The sequence below is a fragment of the Brucella tritici genome (assembly GCF_008932295.1).
Lineage (GTDB): Bacteria > Pseudomonadota > Alphaproteobacteria > Rhizobiales > Rhizobiaceae > Brucella > Brucella tritici.
In genome coordinates, this window is record NZ_WBWA01000012.1 from 62118 (window position 1) to 83235 (window position 21118).

The window sequence follows — 21118 nt, forward strand, 5'->3', positions numbered from 1 at the left end:
GTGCTGTAGCTGGAAGGTCGGCTGTGCCACAAATAAGCCATGAAAAAGACCGTGCGTCGCCGTAATGTTCTTGGCAGAAATGGGCGGTTTCTTTTGCAATTTGACCGTTTGAGGGTGTAAAGGTCCTTGGCCCCAACTTTGCCTTGATTAACTTGACCGGCCTGCAGGCCGCCTGAAAGGATGGAAAATGGAATCCGGATTTAAAGCCAGCTTGAAGGATGCGATCCGCACCATTCCGGACTATCCGAAGCCGGGCGTCCAGTTCCGTGACGTGACCACGCTTATGGGCGATGCACAGGCATTTCGCCGCTCCGTCGACGAGCTGGTCTATCCCTATGCAGGCAATAAGGTCGACAAGGTCGCCGGTATTGAGGCACGTGGCTTCATTCTCGGCGGTGCAATTGCGCACCAGCTTTCGGCTGGTTTCGTGCCGATCCGCAAGAAGGGCAAGCTGCCGCGCGATACAGTGCGCATTGCCTATAGCCTTGAATATGGCATCGATGAAATGGAAATGCACCGCGATGCGATTGAAAAGGGCGAGCGGATCATTCTGGTGGACGATCTAATCGCTACGGGCGGAACGGCGGAAGCGGCTGCAAAGCTTCTGCTTCAAATGGGTGCGGACATTGTGGCAGCCTGCTTCATCATTGACCTGCCCGATCTGGGTGGTCGCAAGAAGCTTGAAGCTCTCGGCGTACCGGTCCGCACGCTCGTCGCCTTTGAAGGCGACTGAGAAACGTTGCATTTAAACAGAAAAGCCCGGACATCGCTCCGGGCTTTTTTGTTTCAGGCATTGGCCTTGGGCGGCAGCTTCACCATCGCTGCATTGTCGAAGGACAGCACCTCTTCACCATTCTGGTTATGGGCGCTTGTCGTCATGGTCAGCATGGACCAGCCAGACCGGGAAGCGAGCGGCCTGATGGCATGGACCACGCGCCTGTAGGTGATCGTATCCCCGGCATAAACGGGCTTCGGCCATTTAAGGTTTTCAAAGCCGGGCGAAGGGCCAAATGTCGGCGGCGTCTCGCCGCGTTTCAAAGCTTCCTTCGTCGCCTTGACGATGGAAGCGACATTGAGCTTCATGAACACCGCTGTCGTGTGCCAGCCGGAGGCGCACAGCCCGCCGAAAATGCTCTTCTTTGCCGCTTCACTATCCAGGTGGAACGGTTGCGGATCGTATTTTCTGGCGAAATCGATGATTTCCTCGGCAGTAAACGTATAGCTGCCGATGACGAGATTCTGTCCGAGATTTTCTTCCAGGAAACTCATGACGCTCCTCCCGCTGCCGTATCGTAATCGCGGCGCAGCATCATGCATGGATGCTGCATTTCGCACACGCTTTCGCCGCGCTGATTGAACAGCTCATGGTGGAACGTTACCAGCCCGATAGCCGGGCGCGATTTGGAAATGCGCTTGTCCTTGATGGTCGTCACGCCGTTGAGCGTATCGCCCGCAAGCACGGGACGTTTCCAGCGCGTGAATTCGACGCCGGGGCCGCCCTGCGAGGTCGAGTTGGTGAGATAGGCGTCGCAGACCATGCGCATGATGAGGGCGGCTGTCTGCCAGCCTGAGGCGGCAAGACCGCCAAGCACGCTGGCTTTGCCTGCTTCCTCATCAAGGTGGAAGGGCTGCGGATCGAACGCGCTGGCGAATTCGATGATTTCTTCCTTGTTGATCGTACGAGGACCGAAGGGAAGGGCCATTCCCGGTTCCATATCCTCATAAGCATATTTCGGCAGAGGCTTGCTCACCCTCAATCTCCTCCCTGTAGACATAAAGAAAAGGCCGCCGGTTTTCGGCGGCCTGATCGTATCAGGTATTGAAGCGGAACAGCATCACATCGCCGTCATGGACGATGTATTCCTTGCCTTCGTCCCTTGCCTTGCCAGCTTCCTTCGCTCCGACTTCGCCATTGTATTTGACGTAGTCTTCATAGGCGATGGTCTGGGCGCGGATGAAGCCGCGTTCGAAATCGGTATGGATGACACCGGCAGCGCCCGGAGCCTTGGTGCCGCGCCGGATGGTCCAGGCGCGGGTTTCCTTCGGTCCTGCGGTGAAATAGGTGATGAGGTCGAGAAGCTTGTAACCGGCGCGGATCAGGCGGTCGAGACCCGGTTCCTCAAGGTCCATGCTGTCCAGATATTCCTTGGCTTCCTCATCGGGAAGCTGTGCAACTTCCGCTTCGATCGCAGCCGAAATGATGACCGTCTGCGCGCCCTGTTCGTCGGCCATCTTGTCGACGGCAGCGCTAAATTCGTTGCCCTTGGCGGCGTCGCCTTCTGCGACGTTGCAGACATAAAGGACTGGCTTGGAGGTCAGAAGGTTCAGGCCCTTCAGCGTCAGCAGGTCTTCTGCGGCGATATCTTTCAGCATCAGGCGGACCGGCTGGCCGTTCTGGAGCAGTTCGAGTGCCGTTTCCATCACCGGCAGAATGGTGAGGGCTTCCTTGTCCTTGCCGGTGGCGCGCTTGCGGATCTGCACGATGCGGCGTTCGATGCTTTCAAGGTCTGAAAGCATCAGCTCCGTTTCAACCGTCTGGGCGTCCGATACGGGATCGATACGGCCTTCGACATGGGTGATGTCATCGTCCTCGAAGCAGCGCAGCACATGCACGATGGCATCGACTTCGCGAATATTGGCGAGGAACTGGTTGCCGAGACCTTCGCCCTTCGATGCGCCGCGCACGAGGCCGGCAATGTCCACGAAGTTGATGCGGGTCGGGATGATTTCCTTCGAACCTGCGATCTTGGCAATCTCGTTCTGGCGCGGATCGGGAACCGCCACTTCGCCGGTGTTCGGCTCAATGGTGCAGAACGGATAGTTTGCGGCCTGTGCGGCGGCCGTTTTGGTCAGCGCGTTGAAAAGCGTCGACTTACCAACATTTGGCAGACCGACGATGCCGCATTTGAAACCCATGATCGTACCTATCAGACTAGAATTCTATTGTTGTGGCTATGCGTCATAGGACTGTGAAGCGTCAAGAGGCGGAGCCGTCGCAGAAGCTTAATCCTTTTTGCCGAGCAGCTTTTTCAGCATTTCAGCCATAGGGCCGCTGGCAGGAATATCCGGCTTCTTCTGGTTTTGCCGCGCCTGACGAATATGGCTCTGCGCTTTTGGCTTTGCCTCAGGGGGGGCTTTCTCCAATTGCGCGGGATCGGCCTTGAAACCGCTTGGCCGCTGATTGCCATCGCCCATGGCAAGCGCAATGCGGTTCATGAAGCTGTTGTCTTCGCCCTTGGTGGCAAGCAGGCCCACATTATCGGCGATAGCGCCCAGAAGTTTATCCAGCCATTCATTGTCGGCCTTGGCGAAATCGCCGAGGACATAATTATGCACGAGTTCCTTCGCGCCCGGATGGCCGATGCCAAGCCGCATACGGCGATAATTCTGGCCGCCAGGGAAAGACTGCACATGTGCGTCGATGGACTTGATGCCGTTATGGCCGCCCGAGCCGCCGCCGGTCTTGATGCGCAGCTTGCCCGGAACGAGGTCCAGTTCGTCATAGATCACGACGAGATCGGCAGAGGTGAGCTTGTAGAAGCGCATGGCCTCGCCGATAGACTGACCCGAGAGGTTCATGAAAGTCTGCGGTTTGACCAGCAGCACCTTTTCGCCATCGATCACACTATCGGCGATCTCGGCCTGAAACTTCTTCTGCCAGTTGGAAAAGCGATGGCGGCGGAATATTTCATCCGCCGCCATGAAACCGATATTGTGCCGGTTATGCGCATATTTGGGGCCCGGATTGCCAAGACCTGCGATGAGCAGCATGGTTCAGAGCCCCCAAAATGCGGAAAGCGATTATTCGCTGTCCTTGGCTTCTTCTTCTGCAACGCCTTCCGAGGCAGCTTCTTCCGACTTCAGGCCGGCAGGAGCAGCAATCGTGGCGATGGTGAAGTCGCGATCCTGGATGGCAGGCGTTACGCCCTTCGGCAGCTTGATTGCCGAAATGTGGACGGAGTCGCCGATTTCGAGGCCGGTCAGGTCGAACTCGAGTGCTTCCGGAATTGCATTGGCCGGAACGATCAGTTCAACGTCGTGACGAACGATGTTGAGAACGCCGCCGCGCTTGATGCCCGGAGCAGCTTCTTCGTTCTTGAAGTGAACCGGAACATTCACATGGACGACCGACTTCGCGGAAACGCGCAGGAAGTCGACATGCTGCGGGAAATCACGGACCGGATCCAGCTGGTAGTCCTTCGGGAGGACCTGAATCTTCTTGCCGTCTACTTCGATCGTGGCAACAGTGGTCTTAAAGCCACCGCCATGAATCTTGTAGAAGATCTCCTTGTAGGAGACGGCGATTGCGAGGGGTTCCTGCTTGTCGCCATAGATGACTGCAGGAATCTGGCCGTTGCGACGCAGTTCGCGGGAGGACCCCTTACCAACCCGGGTACGCAGATCGGCCTTGAGCACGTAAGTCTCGCTCATGGCATTTCCTTTCGATGTTACTGGAGTGTCGCTTGTTTTCCACGCATGATCTTGTCCGAAAACCGGTTTCCACTTTTCGGGATCATGCTTCAACAAACGACATGAAACAGCCCGTATTGTCTGTCACGAAGTGAGAGACCGGACCGCTCCATTCCGCGTTGCCTCCAAGGGTGTCTACGCGGATGGCGGTGGCTATAGACCATAGCGAGCGGCGGCGCAAGTTTTTTGGGCTGCGAGCAGTTCCCGTGCCCGGCATCTGTGGGCATTTCTCATAACCGGTGGCATTGGCGGCGTCAAAGATGTTAAGCGAATGCCTGATCGATCGCAGGCTTGGCCGTGCGAGTCGTCTGTTCCTGCAATACTGAAACAAGGAGGCGAGATGCAGGTCGGTATCGACATGGGTGCAGTTGCTGGAAGCGGTTCTGCCTCGGCAGCGGCGCTTGGCGGTGGCAAGCAAGCCATGCTTGATCTTGAGGAGCTTCTCGCCACGCGTTTGCTCGTGCAGGGCAATTCCGGCTCCGGCAAGTCGCATCTTTTGCGCCGCCTTTTGGAACAGAGCGCGCAATGGGTGCAGCAGTGCATTGTCGACCCTGAAGGCGATTTCGTCACGCTTGCCGATCTTTACGGCCATGTCGTTGTCGATGCCGCCCGTACCGAAGCCGAACTGACACGCATTGCCGGACGTATCCGCCAGCACCGTGTTTCGGTGGTGCTCAATCTGGAAGGGCTGGACGTCGAGCAGCAGATGCGCTCCGCTGCGGCTTTTCTCGGTGGCCTCTTTGATGCGGAGCGTGACTATTGGTATCCGATGCTGGTGGTTGTGGATGAGGCGCAGCTTTTTGCGCCTGCTGCCGCAGGTGAAGTGTCCGACGAAGCGCGCAAGCTTTCGCTCGGCGCGATGACCAATCTCATGTGTCGCGGACGAAAGCGCGGCCTTGCGGGTGTTATCGCTACGCAGCGACTGGCGAAGCTCGCCAAGAACGTTGCTGCCGAAGCCTCCAACTTCCTCATGGGGCGCACCTTCCTCGATATCGACATGGCGCGCGCAGCCGATCTTCTCGGCATGGAGCGCAAGCAGGCCGAAATGTTCCGCGATTTGCAGCGCGGGCATTTTGTGGCGCTTGGCCCTGCATTGTCGCGCCGTCCATTGCCGATCAAGATCGGCAAGGTGGAAACATCGGCGCGTTCGTCGTCGCCGAAACTGATGCCGCTGCCCGAAGCGCCGGAAGATGCACTCGACCTGATCTTCACGCCGGCGCCGCAGGAAATCCGTACTGCCGTGCGCCGCACGCCTCCACCACCGCCGCCGCCATCCACGGCGGAAATTCTGGCGCAGGTCGCAAAGCCCAAGCACGAAGCCGAACCGGCGCAGGAACCATTGTTTCCCGGCATTGTGGAAGCCGAACGCGATGAGCTTCTTGAAAAGGTCATGCGCGAGATTGTGGATGACCCGGAAGCATCGTTCCGGTCTGTGGCCGTTCTCTATCAGGATTTTCTGGTGCGCTGCCGCATTCACCGCGTTCCGGGCGAACCGCTGGCTCTCCCTGCCTTCCGCCGCAGGCTGGCGGTGGCGCAGGCCAGCATTGAGAGCGATGTGGCAAGCGGCGAAACATGGCAGCAGGCGCTTTCCCTGTCGGAAAGTCTCACTGATGATGTGCAGGGCGTATTCCTGATCGTGGCGCAGGCAGCCGTCACCGGCGCGCCTTGCCCTTCCGATGCGGCTTTGGCGCGCGCCTATGGCACGCACTCGTTCAGCCGTGCCCGGCGTCTGCTAACCTATTTTGAAGAGCGTGGGCTTCTGGTTGTGCGCAATGATTTCAAGGGAATGCGCATCGTCAATTTCCCCGATCTCGCCTGTGAGACCGCTCCGGGCGACCCGAATGCGCCGGATGAACTGGTGGAAGAGGGCGCAGCCGCCGAGTAAAACAAGGTGTTGCCTGTGATAACTGTCATGAACCTGTAATGATCCTCACCGACAGCTTGTGAAACGATTCATTCAGGGTAGCAGCGTGACTGAGCCAGTAAAACAGCCAGGTTTCAAAGAACTATTCACGACTTTCGGCAAAGTGGGTCTTCTGTCTTTTGGCGGTCCCGCAGCCCAGATCGCGATGCTGCAACGCATTCTCGTGGATGAGAAAAAATGGATGGATCAGGAGCGGCTGATCCATGCGCTCAATTTCTGCATGTTGCTGCCGGGGCCGGAAGCCATGCAACTTGCGACCTATTCCGGTTGGGCGGTGAAAGGCTGGCGCGGCGGTTTGCTGGCAGGGCTGTTGTTCGTGCTGCCAGGCGCTGTCGTCATGCTTGCATTGTCGGCGCTTTATATCGCCTTCGGGCATGTCGAGATCGTGGCTGGACTGTTGTTCGGCCTCAAGGCTGCGGTTCTGGCTGTGGTTTTCGAAGCGCTCTACCGCATGGCCAAACGGACATTGGCCTCGGGTTTTTCCTATGCGGTGGCGATTGCGGCATTCGTTGCGATAGCTTTCCTGAAACTGCCGTTTCCGCTCGTCGTTCTGCTTGCGGCTGTTGCAGGTGGACTACGACACGTCGTTCAGGGGAAGGGTGCAGCAACCGTTATAGGGGATGCGACACCCGGCGCCCTGCGTGAATTCACGCAGCAGACACTCATCTGGGGCGGGTTGTGGCTTTTACCTTTGCTCGGGCTCTTCTTCGCTTTTGGCGGTGCGCATGTTTTCGTGCAGGAAGCGGCCTTCTTCTCGAAGCTTGCCGCGGTGACATTTGGGGGCGCTTATGCAGCTCTTTCCTATACGGCGCAGCAGGCGGTCGAGCATTTCGGCTGGATGAAACCGGGCGAGATGCTGACCGGGCTGGGACTGGCCGAAACCACGCCGGGACCGCTGATCCTCGTGCTGGTCTTTGTCGGCTTTGTGGGAGCTGCGAATCTTTCGGGCCTGCCGCCACTTCTGGGCGGCTTTTTCGGCGGTTTGATTGCGCTGTGGTTTACCTTCGTGCCCTGCTTTCTATGGATATTGGCAGGGGCGCCCTTCGTGGAACGGCTGCGTCAGGTACGCTGGCTGTCGGCGATGCTGGGCGGCATTACGGCTGCGGTTGTCGGCGTGATTGCCAATCTGGCGCTGTGGTTCTCGCTGCACGTCCTGTTTTCGCAGGTGGTGGAGAAAGCCGTCGGCCCCTTCACATTGCCGCTGCCGGTCTGGAGCACAATAGACAATGCCGCCGTCCTGATCGCAGGCGCGGCGGCATTCTTGCTTGTCGTTCTGAGGCTCAACATGCCGCTCGTGCTGTTGCTGGCGGCATGTCTCGGAATTGCTATTCGCCTGATGTTTTGATTAGTCGAACAGGCTCGAAACAGACTCTTCCGCTGCCGTACGGGCGATGGCTTCGCCAATCAGGTCCGAGATCGACAGCACGCGGATATTCGGCGCATCGTTGATGGCGGTGGTCGGCTGGATCGAGTCGGTGATGACCAGCTCCTTCAGCTTGGATGAGGCAATACGGGCAACCGCGCCGCCGGACAGAACGCCATGCGTAATATAGGCGGTGACGCTGTTGGCGCCCTTGTTGAGCAGGGCTTCGGCTGCGTTGCAGAGCGTGCCGCCGGAATCGACGATATCATCGAACAGCAGGCAGTCCTTGCCGGAAACATCGCCGATGACGTTCATGACTTCCGATTCACCTGGACGCTCACGGCGCTTGTCGACGATGGCGAGCTGCGCATCGATGCGCTTGGCCAGCGAACGGGCACGCACCACGCCGCCAACGTCAGGCGAAACGACCATGCAGTTGCCGGTGGCATAATTGGCCTTCACATCGCGGGCGATGACCGGAACGGCATAGAGATTGTCGGTCGGAATATCGAAGAAGCCCTGAATCTGACCGGCGTGAAGGTCAAGCGTCAGAACGCGGTTGGCACCGGCTTCGGTGATGAGGTTGGCGACGAGCTTGGCCGAGATCGGCGTGCGCGGGCCGGGCTTGCGGTCCTGACGGGCATAGCCGAAATAGGGCAGGACGGCGGTGATGCGACGTGCCGAGGAGCGGCGGAAGGCATCGATCATGATGAGCAGTTCCATCAGGTGATCGTTTGCCGGATAAGAGGTCGATTGCAGAACGAATACGTCTTCGCCGCGCACGTTTTCCTGAATCTCTACGAAGATTTCCTGATCGGCGAAGCGACGGACGCTGGCCTTACCGAGCGGAATGTTGAGATATTGAGCAACGGATTCGGCAAGAACCCGGTTGGAGTTGCCTGCGAAAAGTTTCATTCTTTTGCCTCTGACGCCGATGCGGTCGCGGTTTGCAGTTTGGTTCTGTCGCAACAGTCCGTCGGAACGGACTTAATCTCTTAAAAACTTTAAGCTGCGTAGTTTTTGACGGGGTCAAGAACGGCAGCTTGCAAGGTTTTCTTTCGGATGCGGGGGCTATTGCAAAGAGTCATCGTCATTGCAAGGCCCCCGGGAACACAATTGCTGTAAAAAGCCCGGTTTCCCGGCTTTCCCACAGCAGGCAAAACAGATTCAGCAAAAGATTTCAGTCTTTTGCTGCCAAAGCAAGTTTCTATGCGCGATTTGCCGCAAGCCAGGTCGAATATTCCTGCATGGTGCGGTCGGCGATTGCCTGCATTGCGGAAGCCGGAACGACGCTCCATGAGTCTGCGGCAGCACCTGGAACTTTCTCCTGCCCCTGGATCCGGTGAAGGCGGTTGCCCGAAGCATCCAGCACGTCCCAGACGTAAAGCACCGTGGTCTGGTTATCTTCCGAAAGAACAGAGAAATAGCCCTTCATGACATAGGCCGCATTGGGGTCGTTATTGCCTGCAAGCTCGATGCCCTTCGTCTTGGCATCGTCATTCATGCGGTGGGTGAGAGGTGTCACGACATTGACCGGTGCACCGACAATCGGGGCAATATGCAACTTGCCCGGCTTGAGCGCGGCACTGCGCTGCGGTGCCGCTGGCGTGGTCGTCGCAGGTGCTGTGCCGGTCGTGGCCGGAGTTGTTCCCGTGGGCTGCACGGGAGCGGTGCCCGTCGCCGGGGTGCCCGGTGTCGCGGCTGGCGTAGTAGTTTGCCCGGAATTTTGCCCGGAACTCTGATTGCTACCTTGTACATTCAGAGCGGATTCGGTGCTGTTGCAGGCGGCAAGGACGCTTGTAAGCACTCCGGCCAGCAACAACATCGTTGAAAGACGTGCCTTGTTCATCTTCGGCTTCATGCTCCTGAAGGCGCAGGTTCTCTGCGGTAGGGCATTTCCAGTTTGAAATATTCCATCGATTTTATCGACGTGCATCTTGTCCGAAAACCGCTTTGCAGTTTCCGGCGTGCGCTTGTGGCAGTTTTATCGCCGATTGCGCCTCATTTTACAATCATATCAAGAGAATGGCGGGATAATGGCTGAGCAGCGCCATTTGTTGTGAGATATGTCTGCCCCAGTGTCATCGCGGTTTGCGTGTCGGAATCCATGATGATCATATGTGCGAAAAGCGTCATATCCGGCTGGATGCTTTCCGGATTTCCGGCATAAAACATCTGCGGGTCCATCCATGATGGCGTGAAGCGCGCGCCCACCGAATAGCCGCAGGCATTGAGACGATGGCGGGTGAGACCATGGGCTTCCATGGTTCGGGCATGGGCGTCAAAGACATCGCCGAATGTCGAGGCGGGTGTCATCGCCGCTTCCACGGCTTCCAGTGCCTCGCGTGCGGCGGCATAGAGTTCCAGATGATGCGTGGTCGGTTTTCCGACGACGATCGTGCGCATCATCGGCGCATGATAGTGCCGGAAGACGCCCGACCATTCGAGTGTGAGCTGGTCGTTCTTGTCGAGCTTGCGTCGGCCGGATTTGTAGCGGCAGAGCAGGGCATCGTCGCCCGAGCCGATGATATATTCGTTCGCCGGATAATCACCGTCGCCCGCGAAATTGGCGCTCATCATCGCAGCCAGAATATCGGCCTCGCTCGCGCCTCCTTTGGTCAGCTTTATTGCAGCATCAAGCGCATCGTCACTCAACTCGGCCGCGCGCCTGGCATAGGCGATTTCAGCCGGGCTTTTCAGCAGGCGCAGGCGGTCCACCATGCCGGAGGCGTCGTAAAGCTTGGCAAAGCTCTGCAACTGTTCGTCCAGCTTGCGGGCATTGGCGCCGGTGAGGCCGTGCGTCTGATATTCGATCCCGATCCGCGTGCCGAGGAGGTCGAGTTCCGTTAGTATATTCCGCAGGTCGGAAGCCGGATTGGCATTGTCACGGTCGGTCCAGACGACGATGTTCTCGATATTCGACGTATGGCGCGCCTGCCGCAGATCGGCAGAGCGCGTCATCAGCACCATCGACCCGTCTGCCTTCACGACGAGGCACTGGAAGAAGCAGAATCCGAATGTGTCATAGCCGGTCAGCCAGTACATGCTCTCCTGTGCGAACAGCAGAAGCGCATCCAGCTTTTCCTCTTCCATCTTCAAGATCAGACGGTCGCGACGTGCGGCGAATTCTTCCGGCTCGAAGTGAAGGGCCATGCGGTTCTCCTAATCTTCTATGATGGCGATCGCTGCAATCTGACGCCCGTAATCGGGTTCGTTGCGGTGGGTGGTGCGCCGGTAGGAATAGAACTGTTCCTCATCGGCATAGGTGCACTGGCGAAGGGATTCTGCCCGCACGCCAGCTTTCGTCAGGCGGTCGGTGATGAATGTCCACAGATCGAACAACTTGTGGTCGGGCTTGTCGGAAGGCCGGAAGTAGGTAGCGTAGGCAGCATCCTTGCCGATGAATTCGGCGTAGAATTCCGGACCGACTTCATAGTTTTCCGGACCAATGGTCGGCCCGAGAACGGCAACGATATTCTCGCGTTTTGCACCGAGATCGATCATGGCTTCGATGGTGTTCTCCAGAACACCGCCGAAAGCGCCACGCCATCCGGCATGGGCGGAACCGATGATTCCCGCTTCGTGATCGGCAAAAAGCACTGGCCCGCAATCGGCGGAAAGCGCACCGATGGCGATGCCCGGCACATTTGTGACCATTGCGTCAGCCTTCGGGCGTGGGGCGCCGAACGGTTCGGTGACGTGCAGGACATCGGGCGAATGAACCTGATGCACGGTCATGAGATGATCGGGCGCAACGCCAAGGTTTTCGGCGACGCGACGGCGATTCTCCGCAACCTTTTCCGGCACATCGTTCGAACCGCTTCCGACATTCAGGCCCGTATAGATGCCATCGGAAACGCCGCCCTTGCGGGTGAAAAAGCCATGCGCAATCCGCTTCCCGTTCTGTCCGACGGGCTTTTCAAGGAGAGGCGAGCGGAGCGGTTGCGGCATATCTGTCATAGCATTCTCTCTTCAAACGGCGGGATGTTGGGGGAGGAGGCACAGCTTGTCAATCGAAGCTTTCGCCGTCATGGAACTGCAAACGGAATGAGTTTTGTGTCGGAATCGCTGATGGCCAGCACCTTGAACAAGGTTCCCATTTGATCGGGGGCGGCCAGTCTTTCGACATCCTGCCGGATTTTTTCCTGAAACGCTGCATCCTTGCCCGCGCCAAGCCGTCCTGCGCGATCAACTAAGCCCATTGCGAGCAGAAATTCACCTTGCGTCATCATTCCGGTCTTGCAGCCACTGGCTCGTGCGGTCTTGTCCAGAATGTCGAAATCGACGTGGCTGGTGAGGTCCGCAATGCCCGGATTGGCAAAGACATCGTCAAAGCTGTGTTTCAACATGGCTTGCAGCGTATCGCCGAAACCGGCTTTCAGATGGCCGTAGTCGATATTGAGCGCCGCGCCGCGTGTGGTTGCGATATGGCTGGCGATTTCCTGCATCAAGGCGGTGCGCGCCGGGGCCGCTTCAAAGATCGCACCTTCGGGTGCTTCCGCATGGCCCGCAGGTAACAGCGCCGGATCTATACCGCCGAGACCGCTGACGAAATGGAACTCATCCTTTTCATCGAGCGCGATCATGCGTTCGACAAAGCGGCCATCGACCTTGACGAACTGCCGGAACGGAATCGCATCGAACAGCTCATTGGTCACGAGGATCAGCGGCCCGTTGGCAGTATCGGCGGAAATATCGGAAAAGCGTTCGCACCAGTCGATCTTCGCACCGATATTGGCCAGCTTTTCCCTTTGTCTTTCGACAAGGCGCGGGCTGGTCTCGACCATGACGACCCGCGCATAGCCCAGCATTTGCGGGGCGAGCCTGCCGATGGTGCGCAGCATGTCGCTCATCAGCGTGCCGCGACCGGGGCCGATTTCGCACAGCACGATATTGTCCGGGCATCCCAGCGCGTCCCATTCGCTGACGCACCAGATGCCGATCAGTTCACCGAACATCTGGCTCACTTCCGGCGCGGTGATGAAATCGCCGTCACGTCCGAAAGGTTCGCGCGTGGTGTAATAGCCAGCCTCCCGGTCGCCGAGGCAGGCTGCCATGTAATCGGCGACGCTGATTGGCCCGGAGGCGGCGATCAGGCGTTTCAGCCGGTCTTTCAGCGAAAGATCAGGCATCTTTCGCCGCTGCACGATTGGCACGCCACATGGCCCAAAGCCCGATCAACACCATCGGCACTGAAAGGACCATGCCCATGGTAAGCCATCCGCCGAAGAGATAGCCGAGCTGTGCATCCGGCTCGCGGAAGAATTCGACCACGATGCGGCTGAGGCCGTACCCTGTGACGAAAGCGCCTGCAATGAAGCCGGGCTTCTTCAGTTTGCGTCCGACCCAGACGAGGAGGAACAGTACGAAGAAGAGGACCACACCCTCAAGGAACGCTTCATAAAGCTGGCTTGGGTGGCGCGGCAGCGGGCCGCCATTGGGGAAGTAGACCGCCCAGGATACATCGCTGACACGGCCCCAAAGTTCCGAATTGATGAAATTGGCGACACGCACCACGCCAAGCCCGACCGGAACGCCAGCGGCAATCGTATCGAACATGCTCCAGACCTTGATGCCGCGCGAGCGGGCAAACAGGAACATGGCAAGCGTCGTGCCCAGAATGCCGCCGTGAAACGACATGCCGCCATCCCACACCGCCGGAATGGCGAGCGGGTTGGAGATATAATAGGAGAAATTATAGAAGAGCACGTAGCCGATACGGCCACCAAGCACGACGCCGAGCGCTGCCCAGATGACGAAATCATCGAGCGCTTCCGGTGCCATGGGCGGCTGGTTGTTGGCCCACAGGCGATGGCTTCGCAGGAGCTTCTTGCCGTACCACCAGGCGAACATGATGCCGACGACATAGCCGAGGCCGTACCAGTGCACTGCCAGCGGCCCGACGCGGAAAATCACCGGATCGATATTGGGGAAGGCGAGCGCCGATGCGGGCAGCAACGTCTCAATCATGAAATCACTCCGTTTTGTGACGGAACATGCTGGACCAACCCTTTATGGTCAAGCTGTTCCCGCTTTGCCGCAAATGGCGGTTTCTGGGCTTCCGGTGCTGATGTACTCTTAAGGCAGCCTTAAGTACATTCGCCACTGGCGTCTCCGGTTGCCGCAGACGGCTATTTCGCGAGGTCTGCAGTTGTTGATTCAACCGCATTGAACCCGATCACTTTCTATGGCCGCGCTTGCATCGGAACCGAGACGGCCCTATTTCAAATTTATGTTTTCAACAGGTCTCACCTGGAAATAAGGAATGATTGCCATGACCAGCGGACAGAACCGGGTTCTCGATGAACTCGCCAAGCTTGTTACGGATGCGGCAGGCGCTGCGCAGGGCGTGCGCCGTGAAGTGGAAACGGCGTTGCGTTCCCAGAGCGAGCGTGTGCTGAACACGCTCGATGTGGTGCAGCGCGAAGACTTTGAAGCCGTTCGCGAAATGGCAATCAAGGCGCGTGCGGAAAACAGCGCGTTGCTGGCAAGAATCGAAGCTCTCGAAGCACGTCTTGCGAAATTCGAAGTTGATTCTGATGCCAAACCGGCAAAATCGGCGTCATCTTCGGCAAAATCCAAAAATAATCCCTGAATATTTATTAACAGGCCGCAAGTGGCAAAAACCCTTGTCTTAGAGTCGGTTAAGGCAAGGGTCGCGGTCGGTCCCTCGTATATTTCCACATGCTTTCACGGCTCTTTGTTCAAAAGGGGCTGGCGTTCAGATTCAGCATCAATAGACTGAAAACACTACATGATTCGTAACGCGGTCATGTAGGCGGCGGCGAGGGGCTGAGTGTCAGGTTTCGCGTCTTTCAGGCTGCTTTCCAGTATCAGTTGCGTATGTGCGTGTGCCATTGAGGCGCTTGCATGCCGTCGTGCATGCCGGTTCCTCAACCGATCAATTCGTGCCTGTTTTCCTGCGCTTGTTCTTGCGCGGTGGCTGGTACGGGCGAGCAATGACTTGCGCGCCGGGAATTAGGAAACATCTGGGGGCAGATGGTTCCCAGAACAGGAAACGGACATGAGCCTTCTTGAGCTTGAATTCGCACGTGAGGCACATCCGGTGGATGTGATCGAACAGGTCGCGCATTCAAACGACTGGACGTTCGAGCGGACTGGCGACGACGAAATCGCAATTTCGGTTGCGGGCAACTGGACTGACTATCACATCTCGTTTTCCTGGATGGAGGATTTCGAGGCACTGCATCTGGCCTGCGCATTTGACATCAAGGTGGCCGAGCCACGTGTGAACGAAGTGATGCGCCTGCTGTCGCTGATCAATGAAAAGCTTCTGATGGGACATTTCGATCTTTGGCAGCAGGAAGGCGCGATCATGTATCGCCAGTCGCTGTTGCTGGCAGGCGGTGCGGAACCTACGAGCCGTCAAGTGGAAGTGTTGCTGTCGGCAGCGCTGGAAGCTTGCGAAGCCTATTTCCAGGCCTTCCAGTTTGTGGTCTGGTCAGGTGTTACGGCACGTGAAGCGCTGGAATGCGTTGTTTTCGAGACCGTCGGTCGCGCCTGACTATCCAATAACTGAGTTTTGGCCCGGCGTTCGCGCCGGGTTTTCTGCGGAGCCGGGAATGAGGGCCGGGGAGTGAAAGAATGAGCGAAGCAACCACCATCACCTGGGCAGATTTCGAAAAGGTCGATATCCGCAGCGGAACCATCGTGGAAGCTGTGCCATTTCCCGAAGCGCGCAAGCCCGCCTTCAAGCTGAAGATCGATTTCGGCGAAAAGATCGGCATCAAGAAGTCGTCAGCCCAGATCACCCGGCACTACACGCCGGAGCAACTCATCGGCAAACAGATCATGGCCGTGGTGAATTTCCCGCCACGACAGATCGGCCCCTTCATGTCGGAAGTGCTGACACTCGGCATGCCGGATGAAGACGGCGAAGTGGTTCTTGCAGCAATCGACAAGCGGGTGCCGAACGGCGGCAAGCTTTATTGAGAGCGGATGATTTCGCGTTAAGCAACCGCGTTGTCCCCTCATCCTGAGGAGCCGTTGAAAACGGCGTCTCGAAGGATGAGGGAGAATTAAAGAGGCTTGCCATCATCCTTCGAGACGGTTCCTTCGCACGCTCAGAAACCTCCTCAGGATGAGGGGAGGTGTTATCTTGCCTCACGCGCGGGGTTTTCTATAACTATTTGTTTTCACGTATGTCTTTATCCCGCAACCGGTTCCCGATTTTGGGGCATGCTTTAAGCCGGAATGTGGATGATGGCGCGCAGGCCACCGGTCGGGGCGTCTTCCAGCGTAATGTCGCCGCCGTGGCTGCGTGCAATATCGCGTGCAATGGCAAGCCCCAGCCCGCCGGTGCCGCCTGAATCCTGCGTTCGCGCTTCATCCAGCCGGACGAAAGGCTTGAAGACGTCTTCGCGGCGGTCTTCCGGAATGCCCGGCCCATCATCGTCCACGACGACCTTCAGCCAGCCATCCTCATGCGAAATTGAAAGCTCGACATTCTGCGCATGACGGAAGGCATTCGATACAAGATTGCTGACGAGGCGCGAGAAGGCGTTTGGACGCACATAGACTTCGCTGTCGCCTTCAATATGATATTTGAAGCCGCGTTCGCGCAAGCGCGCTTCGTGCTCCAGCTTTTCACAAAGCCTCGTGACATCGTAGCTTGCCGTTTCTTCCGAACCTTCGCCGCGCGCAAAGGCGAGATAGCCTTCAAGCATCGTCTGCATGTCGGCAATATCCTGATTGAGAGGCTCGGTGTCGATGGAGTGACCAGCCAGAGCAAGCTGCAGCTTGAAGCGGGTCAGAATGGTGCGCAGGTCGTGGCTGACGCCGGAAAGCATGGCCGTGCGCTGCTCGATCTGGCGCTCGATGCGTGAGCGCATCTGAATGAAGGCGATGCCGGCGCGGCGTACTTCCTCGGCTCCGCGCGGATGGAACCCTTCCGGCATGGGGCGCCCCTTGCCGAAACTCTCTGCGGCTTCAGCAAGCTGCTGGATGGGCTTGATCTGGTTGCGCAGGAAGGCGATGGCGATAATCAGCAGAACAAGTGCGGTGCCGACCATCCATGTCAGGAAGATGCCCGTATTGGACGCATAGGCCTGGCTGCGTCGCGCAAAGACGCGCAACACCTTGTCCTCAAGCTTGATGCGGATTTCGATGAGATCGGAATCGCCCACCGTATCCACCCAGAAGGGCCGATTGATCTGGCGGGTAATCTCTTCACTGAGGAAGTAATCGAGAATGGCGAAAAAAGGCTTCGGTCCGGGAGGCGGCAGCGGATCGGGCGGCAGGATCGAAATGTTCAGCGCCAGCCTCTGCTGCGCAATGCGGATGAGATTGTCGTAGCCCGGTTCCTGCGGATAGGTTTCGAGAATATCGATGATGCCGGCAATATCGCGCACAACGGCGGTCGACAGTCGTTCGGTCACCATCTGCCAGTGACGCTCCATGAACACATAGGCAATCACGGACTGAAGCAGAACCATCGGGGCAATGATGATGATGAGCGACCGCGCATAAAGCCCCTTCGGCATGATGCGCGCCAACCAGCGGGAGAATTTTCTCAAGGGCGATTTCATCGTGTTAAAACGTCCCTAAGGCCGCGCGGTTGCGTTTTCCATGAACAACATTGCGGCTGTACCGTTTGTACACGTCGCCCTGCGTTTTGAGAAAACACCATTTTCTGATCGCGATATTCCCGATGGCCGATGGTTGCTACTCGATGCTGAGCTTATAGCCGATGCCGCGCACGGTCTGGAGCCAGACCGGATTGGCCGGGTCTTGCTCGATCTTGCGGCGAAGGCGATTGATCTGGACGTCAATCGTGCGCTCGCCAACATCGCCGTCCTGACCGGTCAGCTCGTGGCGGGGGATCGTTTCACCGGCACGCTCGGCGAAGATCGCCATGATGTCCTGCTCGCGATCGGTCAGCTTGATCGTTTCCGTACCCTTCTTCAGCTCGCGGCGCGGGATGAAGAAAGTATAGGGACCGAACACGATCTGCTCGATCTTCGGCTGTGCGGGCGGTGCGCCGCGCCGCAGGATATTGTTGATGCGCAGCGTCAGCTCGCGGGGATCGAACGGCTTGGGCAGATAATCGTCCGCACCGGCAGCCAGACCATCGATGCGGCTGTCGGTTTCCGACAATGCCGTCAGCATCAGGATGGGGACGTTCTTCTGCTCGCGCAGCGATCTCGTCAGCGAAACGCCGGTTTCACCCGGCATCATGACGTCGAGGATCAACAGATCGAAATCGATGCCTTCGAGCTTGCGGCGCGCTTCGGCAGCGCTTCCAGCCATGGTGACACGGAATCCGCTATTGGTCAGATATTGTGAGAGAAGGCTGCGGATACGCGTATCGTCGTCAACGACGAGGAGATGCGGCGCGTCGTCCGAGAGCGTCTTTTCTTCTTCTACAGCCATGGCGTCTTTCGATCCCATTCCGATAAATTTACTTCAGCATTCCAGCCTATGCCCGATGCTTTGGTGCACATATTATCGACTGGAATGCGGCACGTCCATTCACTGCCTGCGTGGACCTGCTTTTATACAAGCACTCATTGTCTGATCCAAAAGTCGCCGTGCCTTGGCTCGCAAATGGCGGTTTTCTGCGCTTCCGGTGCTCATGTACTCAAGTACATTGCGCTCCGGTTCTCGCAAACCACCATTTTCGCCACGGCCTGACGACTTTTTTTATTCAGACACTTTCTGCTACCTTGCGTAACACTTGTCTCAAACCTGCCGGGTCGCAGGATCGTCGGCGGAAAACTCATCGATCTGGGCGCGCCGCTCGGGATTGACCATATTATAGAGGAAGTGTTCGATGACTTCGCGGTCCTGCGGTGCGCAGTCCTCCAGCGCACGTGCGATGCGCCGCGATTGCGGAAGGGCGAGCGCAAGTGTGAGCTGACGGCCGCTCTTGGTCGGATAAAGCTTGCGGTGGCGGCGGTCGTGCAGGCCGGTGGCCTGAACGACATGGCCAGTATCGATCAACTGTTTAAGCACGCGCGACAGGCTCTGCTTGGTGATCCGCAAAACTTCCAGCAACTCCGCGACCGTCATGCCCGGCTTGCGGTTGATGAAGTAGAGGACGCGGTGATGCGCCCGCCCGAATCCGATCTTTTCCAGAATAAGATCAGGGTCGGCGGTGAAATCGCGATAAGAAAAAAACAGAAGTTCGATCACGTTGAGGTCGGCCGCCTCCTCAGCCGTCAACGGATTGCTTATATAATTCATATCGTTCGTCGAATTCACATCGATGCTCCATTCTGTTGCGTTAAATATGTCAGCATTATTGACATAATTCAATCGCCCAGATAATTTTCGATAAGCGTGAGCTGGCTTTTTTGGAATAATGTTCGCGCTGAAGCATGCAAGGAGGAGGGATAATTGCGCCGACTGGCTTTCCGCCACCATCTCAAGAGTTTGGTGATGGGGATGGTTGCCGCAATATTCGATCCCTGTGGAGGATTTATTTTCTTTCCATGCATGCTCCGCTTGGGATTCGCGCAATATGTTTGCGCGACCTCAAAGCATTTTGAACAAAAAGGCCAGCAATTATGCAGAGGAAGGTGGCCGTCTCACCAGTTATATCGATTTAGTTGGGGAAGACGGGCTGCGGGCTGCATTGCTGAAGCGCATGCCGAAAAGTGCAAGGCGGTTTTCGGGATGCGCGTCGAAACGAATAGATAGAGCATTTCCAACGTTTCATCCTGAAAAGGAAATGCTCGATGAAATACTTAGGAGCAAGAAAATGGCTGCGATTCCATTTGATCAACGGGTCGGATTTATCTGGCTGGACGGCGAATTTGTCGACTGGAAAGATGCAAAAATTCATGTGCTGACCCATGGCCTGCATTATGCGAGCGCAGTGTTTGAAGGCGAGCGCGCCTATGGCGGCGAGATCTTCAAGCTCAATGAGCACACCGAACGCCTGCATGAATCTGCGCGCATTCTCGGTTTCGAGATTCCTTTCAGCGTTGCAGAAATCAACGATGCCTGCCGCGAACTCCTGACGAAGCAGGGTTTTGAAGATGCCTATGTGCGTCCGATTGCCTGGCGCGGTTCGGAATCGCTGGGCGTTTCGGCGCAGAACAACCGCATTCATCTTGCCATCGCCATCTGGCAGTGGCCGAGCTATTTCTCGCCCGAAGAAAAGATGAAGGGTATCCGGCTCGATATTGCTGAATATTGCCGCCCGGACCCGCGCACGGCGCCGTCGCGGTCCAAGGCTGCCGGTCTTTATATGATCTGCACGATCTCCAAACATGCCGCTGAAGCCAAGGGCTATGCCGATGCATTGATGCTCGACTGGCGCGGACAGGTTGCCGAAGCAACGGGTGCAAACGTCTTCTTTGTGAAGGACGGAGCGCTGCATACGCCGAAGCCTGACTGCTTCCTTGACGGCATTACCCGCCGCACGATCATTGATCTTGCCAAGCGCCGCGGTATTGAAGTTATCGAGCGGGCAATCATGCCGGAAGAACTTGACGGTTTCTCCGAATGCTTCCTGTGCGGAACAGCAGCGGAAGTGACGCCGGTTTCCGAGATCGGTCAATACCGTTTCAAGCCTTCCGAGATTACGAATCTTCTAATGAATGACTATTCTGCAGAAGTTCAGCCAAAGCGGGCGGCAGCGGAATAACTGGGTTTTAAACAGAAAAAGAGCGGTCTTCGGACCGCTTTTTTGTTATCCCGTCGCTTATTGTTTGACATTGGAAAGTTTAGGCACAAGATTTTTTTGCCGGAGTCGCGCTATTCCGGTTTAAAACTCAGATGGGGTGACGATTATGGAATCTCTACTACCTATCATTCTCCAGCTCGTCGCTGGCGCAGTTGGTGGCAACATCGCAGGCGCAGTGAAGAATATCAGCCTTGGCACTACGGGTAACACGGTGGCAGGTGGCATCGGTGGTGTCATCCTTGGGCAGCTCCTCCCGATGTTGTCGGGCGGTGGCCTCGATTCCGTTCTCAACGGTGTTGTCGGCCAGCTGGCAGGTGGCGGCGTTGGTGGTATCGTGCTCACGGCCGTTGTCGGCCTGATCAAGAACGCGATGGCCGCCAAGGCCTGATGCATCAGAGCACATCCCGAAACGTGTGAAACGGTTTTCGGATAAGATGTGCGTAAAAATAAACAGTCGTAACGCGCCGATCTGATTCAATCAGATCGAAATGCGCTCTGGAGACTGTATGGTTGTGGGGACAACCGGCATGACGAACTGTCGGGGCGTAGCCCGAAAGCCGTAAACGGTTTTCGGAGAGAGTGCCTCGGACATCCTGGAGAGGGAAAACGGGCGGCGTTCAGCCGCCCGTTTCTATTTAAAGCTTCACCTGACGGGCACAGGACACTATCTCTGTGTCAGAAGCGCCTTCCGGGCCGTTATTTATTCGAG

At 57.2% G+C, this 21118-nt stretch carries 22 protein-coding genes; 8 read left to right on the forward strand and 14 right to left on the reverse strand.

Annotated elements, in window-relative coordinates; translation table 11 throughout:
- Positions 1-187 precede the first annotated feature (187 nt).
- The gene (locus tag F9K91_RS13925) at positions 188-733 is read left to right on the forward strand and encodes an adenine phosphoribosyltransferase (RefSeq protein WP_061345912.1); all 546 of its coding nucleotides are present in this window, start codon (positions 188-190) and stop codon (positions 731-733) included.
- Between the two features lie 53 nt (positions 734-786).
- On the opposite strand, the gene F9K91_RS13930 is transcribed toward F9K91_RS13925, so the two are convergent.
- The 5 genes from F9K91_RS13930 to F9K91_RS13950 form a co-directional block, all read right to left on the reverse strand.
- A complete protein-coding gene (locus F9K91_RS13930) occupies positions 787-1269 on the reverse strand; it encodes a MaoC family dehydratase (protein ID WP_151678002.1) in 483 nt (160 codons plus the stop codon).
- Positions 1266-1751, reverse strand: coding sequence for a MaoC family dehydratase (locus tag F9K91_RS13935; protein ID WP_151556055.1), 486 nt, complete (start codon positions 1749-1751; stop codon positions 1266-1268). Before F9K91_RS13935 ends, F9K91_RS13930 begins: the two co-directional genes overlap by 4 nt.
- Before the next feature lie 61 nt (positions 1752-1812).
- A complete protein-coding gene (gene ychF / locus F9K91_RS13940) occupies positions 1813-2916 on the reverse strand; it encodes a redox-regulated ATPase YchF (protein ID WP_151678003.1) in 1104 nt (367 codons plus the stop codon).
- An 87-nt stretch (positions 2917-3003) separates the two neighbouring features.
- Positions 3004-3771, reverse strand: coding sequence for an aminoacyl-tRNA hydrolase (gene pth, locus F9K91_RS13945; RefSeq protein ID WP_151678004.1), 768 nt, complete (start codon positions 3769-3771; stop codon positions 3004-3006).
- A 30-nt stretch (positions 3772-3801) separates the two neighbouring features.
- On the reverse strand, positions 3802-4431 hold the full coding sequence (locus F9K91_RS13950) for a 50S ribosomal protein L25/general stress protein Ctc (RefSeq protein ID WP_061345917.1): 630 nt from the start codon (positions 4429-4431) through the stop codon (positions 3802-3804).
- A gap of 379 nt (positions 4432-4810) precedes the next feature.
- Between F9K91_RS13950 and F9K91_RS13960 the strand changes: the two genes are divergently transcribed.
- Together F9K91_RS13960 and chrA are read left to right on the forward strand one after the other, a co-directional pair.
- The gene (locus tag F9K91_RS13960) at positions 4811-6355 is read left to right on the forward strand and encodes an ATP-binding protein (protein WP_151678005.1); all 1545 of its coding nucleotides are present in this window, start codon (positions 4811-4813) and stop codon (positions 6353-6355) included.
- A gap of 85 nt (positions 6356-6440) precedes the next feature.
- Positions 6441-7739, forward strand: a complete 1299-nt coding sequence (chrA, locus tag F9K91_RS13965) for a chromate efflux transporter (protein ID WP_151556060.1) — start codon at positions 6441-6443, stop codon at positions 7737-7739.
- Here the strand turns inward: chrA and F9K91_RS13970 are convergent, their stop codons facing one another.
- From F9K91_RS13970 to lgt, 6 genes are all read right to left on the reverse strand, one after another.
- Complete coding sequence (locus F9K91_RS13970) at positions 7740-8672, reverse strand: ribose-phosphate pyrophosphokinase (RefSeq protein ID WP_061345920.1); 933 nt, start codon at positions 8670-8672, stop codon at positions 7740-7742. It lies immediately after the preceding gene.
- Positions 8673-8964: 292 nt separating this feature from the next.
- Positions 8965-9618, reverse strand: coding sequence for a hypothetical protein (locus F9K91_RS13975; protein ID WP_151678006.1), 654 nt, complete (start codon positions 9616-9618; stop codon positions 8965-8967).
- 140 nt (positions 9619-9758) lie between these two features.
- A complete protein-coding gene (locus F9K91_RS13980) occupies positions 9759-10910 on the reverse strand; it encodes a M24 family metallopeptidase (RefSeq protein ID WP_151556062.1) in 1152 nt (383 codons plus the stop codon).
- 9 nt (positions 10911-10919) lie between these two features.
- Positions 10920-11717, reverse strand: coding sequence for a peptidoglycan editing factor PgeF (pgeF, locus tag F9K91_RS13985; protein WP_151556063.1), 798 nt, complete (start codon positions 11715-11717; stop codon positions 10920-10922).
- A 68-nt stretch (positions 11718-11785) separates the two neighbouring features.
- Positions 11786-12889, reverse strand: coding sequence for a class I SAM-dependent methyltransferase (locus tag F9K91_RS13990; protein WP_151651951.1), 1104 nt, complete (start codon positions 12887-12889; stop codon positions 11786-11788).
- Positions 12882-13727, reverse strand: coding sequence for a prolipoprotein diacylglyceryl transferase (lgt, locus tag F9K91_RS13995; protein WP_151556065.1), 846 nt, complete (start codon positions 13725-13727; stop codon positions 12882-12884). Before lgt ends, F9K91_RS13990 begins: the two co-directional genes overlap by 8 nt.
- A 304-nt stretch (positions 13728-14031) precedes the next feature.
- Here lgt and F9K91_RS14000 point away from each other — a divergent pair, with 304 nt between their 5' ends.
- From F9K91_RS14000 to F9K91_RS14010, 3 genes are all read left to right on the forward strand, one after another.
- Positions 14032-14352: an accessory factor UbiK family protein gene (locus tag F9K91_RS14000; RefSeq protein ID WP_012091671.1), complete on the forward strand. Its 321-nt coding sequence runs from the start codon at positions 14032-14034 to the stop codon at positions 14350-14352.
- A gap of 429 nt (positions 14353-14781) precedes the next feature.
- Entirely contained in the window at positions 14782-15282 is a 501-nt protein-coding gene (locus F9K91_RS14005) for a type III secretion system chaperone family protein (RefSeq protein WP_010659627.1), read from the forward strand.
- An 80-nt stretch (positions 15283-15362) separates the two neighbouring features.
- Positions 15363-15710: a tRNA-binding protein gene (locus tag F9K91_RS14010; protein ID WP_151678007.1), complete on the forward strand. Its 348-nt coding sequence runs from the start codon at positions 15363-15365 to the stop codon at positions 15708-15710.
- Positions 15711-15961: 251 nt separating this feature from the next.
- Here F9K91_RS14010 and F9K91_RS14015 read toward each other — a convergent pair whose 3' ends face one another.
- The 3 genes from F9K91_RS14015 to F9K91_RS14025 all read right to left on the reverse strand — a co-directional run bounded on the left by F9K91_RS14015 (position 15962) and on the right by F9K91_RS14025 (position 18980).
- Positions 15962-17305 carry an ATP-binding protein gene (locus tag F9K91_RS14015; RefSeq protein ID WP_151556067.1) on the reverse strand — a complete coding sequence of 448 codons (1344 nt, stop codon included), beginning with the start codon at positions 17303-17305 and terminating at the stop codon, positions 15962-15964.
- A gap of 136 nt (positions 17306-17441) precedes the next feature.
- Positions 17442-18149, reverse strand: a complete 708-nt coding sequence (locus F9K91_RS14020; RefSeq protein WP_012091674.1) for a response regulator — start codon at positions 18147-18149, stop codon at positions 17442-17444.
- A 309-nt stretch (positions 18150-18458) separates the two neighbouring features.
- Positions 18459-18980 (reverse strand): MarR family winged helix-turn-helix transcriptional regulator, encoded by a 522-nt coding sequence (locus tag F9K91_RS14025; protein ID WP_151556095.1) that lies wholly within the window; start codon positions 18978-18980, stop codon positions 18459-18461.
- 499 nt (positions 18981-19479) lie between these two features.
- Here F9K91_RS14025 and F9K91_RS14030 point away from each other — a divergent pair, with 499 nt between their 5' ends.
- Together F9K91_RS14030 and F9K91_RS14035 are read left to right on the forward strand one after the other, a co-directional pair.
- Positions 19480-20370, forward strand: a complete 891-nt coding sequence (locus F9K91_RS14030; RefSeq protein WP_151678008.1) for a branched-chain amino acid aminotransferase — start codon at positions 19480-19482, stop codon at positions 20368-20370.
- Positions 20371-20515: 145 nt separating this feature from the next.
- Complete coding sequence (locus F9K91_RS14035; protein ID WP_061345928.1) at positions 20516-20797, forward strand: hypothetical protein; 282 nt, start codon at positions 20516-20518, stop codon at positions 20795-20797.
- The last annotated feature ends 321 nt before the right edge of the window (positions 20798-21118 follow it).

Excerpts from the sequence above, each read along its gene's own strand:
- F9K91_RS13975 (WP_151678006.1), bottom strand. The coding sequence starts at position 9,618 with ATGAAGCCGAAGATGAACAAGGCACGTCTTTCAACGATGTTGTTGCTG.
- F9K91_RS13950 (WP_061345917.1), bottom strand. The coding sequence starts at position 4,431 with ATGAGCGAGACTTACGTGCTCAAGGCCGATCTGCGTACCCGGGTTGGT.
- F9K91_RS14000 (WP_012091671.1), top strand. The coding sequence starts at position 14,032 with ATGACCAGCGGACAGAACCGGGTTCTCGATGAACTCGCCAAGCTTGTT.
- F9K91_RS14020 (WP_012091674.1), bottom strand. The coding sequence starts at position 18,149 with ATGGCTGTAGAAGAAGAAAAGACGCTCTCGGACGACGCGCCGCATCTC.
- F9K91_RS14005 (WP_010659627.1), top strand. The coding sequence starts at position 14,782 with ATGAGCCTTCTTGAGCTTGAATTCGCACGTGAGGCACATCCGGTGGAT.
- F9K91_RS14010 (WP_151678007.1), top strand. The coding sequence starts at position 15,363 with ATGAGCGAAGCAACCACCATCACCTGGGCAGATTTCGAAAAGGTCGAT.
- F9K91_RS14015 (WP_151556067.1), bottom strand. The coding sequence starts at position 17,305 with ATGAAATCGCCCTTGAGAAAATTCTCCCGCTGGTTGGCGCGCATCATG.
- F9K91_RS13925 (WP_061345912.1), top strand. The coding sequence starts at position 188 with ATGGAATCCGGATTTAAAGCCAGCTTGAAGGATGCGATCCGCACCATT.
- F9K91_RS13980 (WP_151556062.1), bottom strand. The coding sequence starts at position 10,910 with ATGGCCCTTCACTTCGAGCCGGAAGAATTCGCCGCACGTCGCGACCGT.
- F9K91_RS13990 (WP_151651951.1), bottom strand. The coding sequence starts at position 12,889 with ATGCCTGATCTTTCGCTGAAAGACCGGCTGAAACGCCTGATCGCCGCC.
- F9K91_RS14035 (WP_061345928.1), top strand. The coding sequence starts at position 20,516 with ATGGAATCTCTACTACCTATCATTCTCCAGCTCGTCGCTGGCGCAGTT.
- F9K91_RS13970 (WP_061345920.1), bottom strand. The coding sequence starts at position 8,672 with ATGAAACTTTTCGCAGGCAACTCCAACCGGGTTCTTGCCGAATCCGTT.
- ychF (WP_151678003.1), bottom strand. The coding sequence starts at position 2,916 with ATGGGTTTCAAATGCGGCATCGTCGGTCTGCCAAATGTTGGTAAGTCG.
- pth (WP_151678004.1), bottom strand. The coding sequence starts at position 3,771 with ATGCTGCTCATCGCAGGTCTTGGCAATCCGGGCCCCAAATATGCGCAT.
- pgeF (WP_151556063.1), bottom strand. The coding sequence starts at position 11,717 with ATGACAGATATGCCGCAACCGCTCCGCTCGCCTCTCCTTGAAAAGCCC.
- F9K91_RS14030 (WP_151678008.1), top strand. The coding sequence starts at position 19,480 with ATGGCTGCGATTCCATTTGATCAACGGGTCGGATTTATCTGGCTGGAC.
- lgt (WP_151556065.1), bottom strand. The coding sequence starts at position 13,727 with ATGATTGAGACGTTGCTGCCCGCATCGGCGCTCGCCTTCCCCAATATC.
- F9K91_RS13930 (WP_151678002.1), bottom strand. The coding sequence starts at position 1,269 with ATGAGTTTCCTGGAAGAAAATCTCGGACAGAATCTCGTCATCGGCAGC.
- F9K91_RS13960 (WP_151678005.1), top strand. The coding sequence starts at position 4,811 with ATGCAGGTCGGTATCGACATGGGTGCAGTTGCTGGAAGCGGTTCTGCC.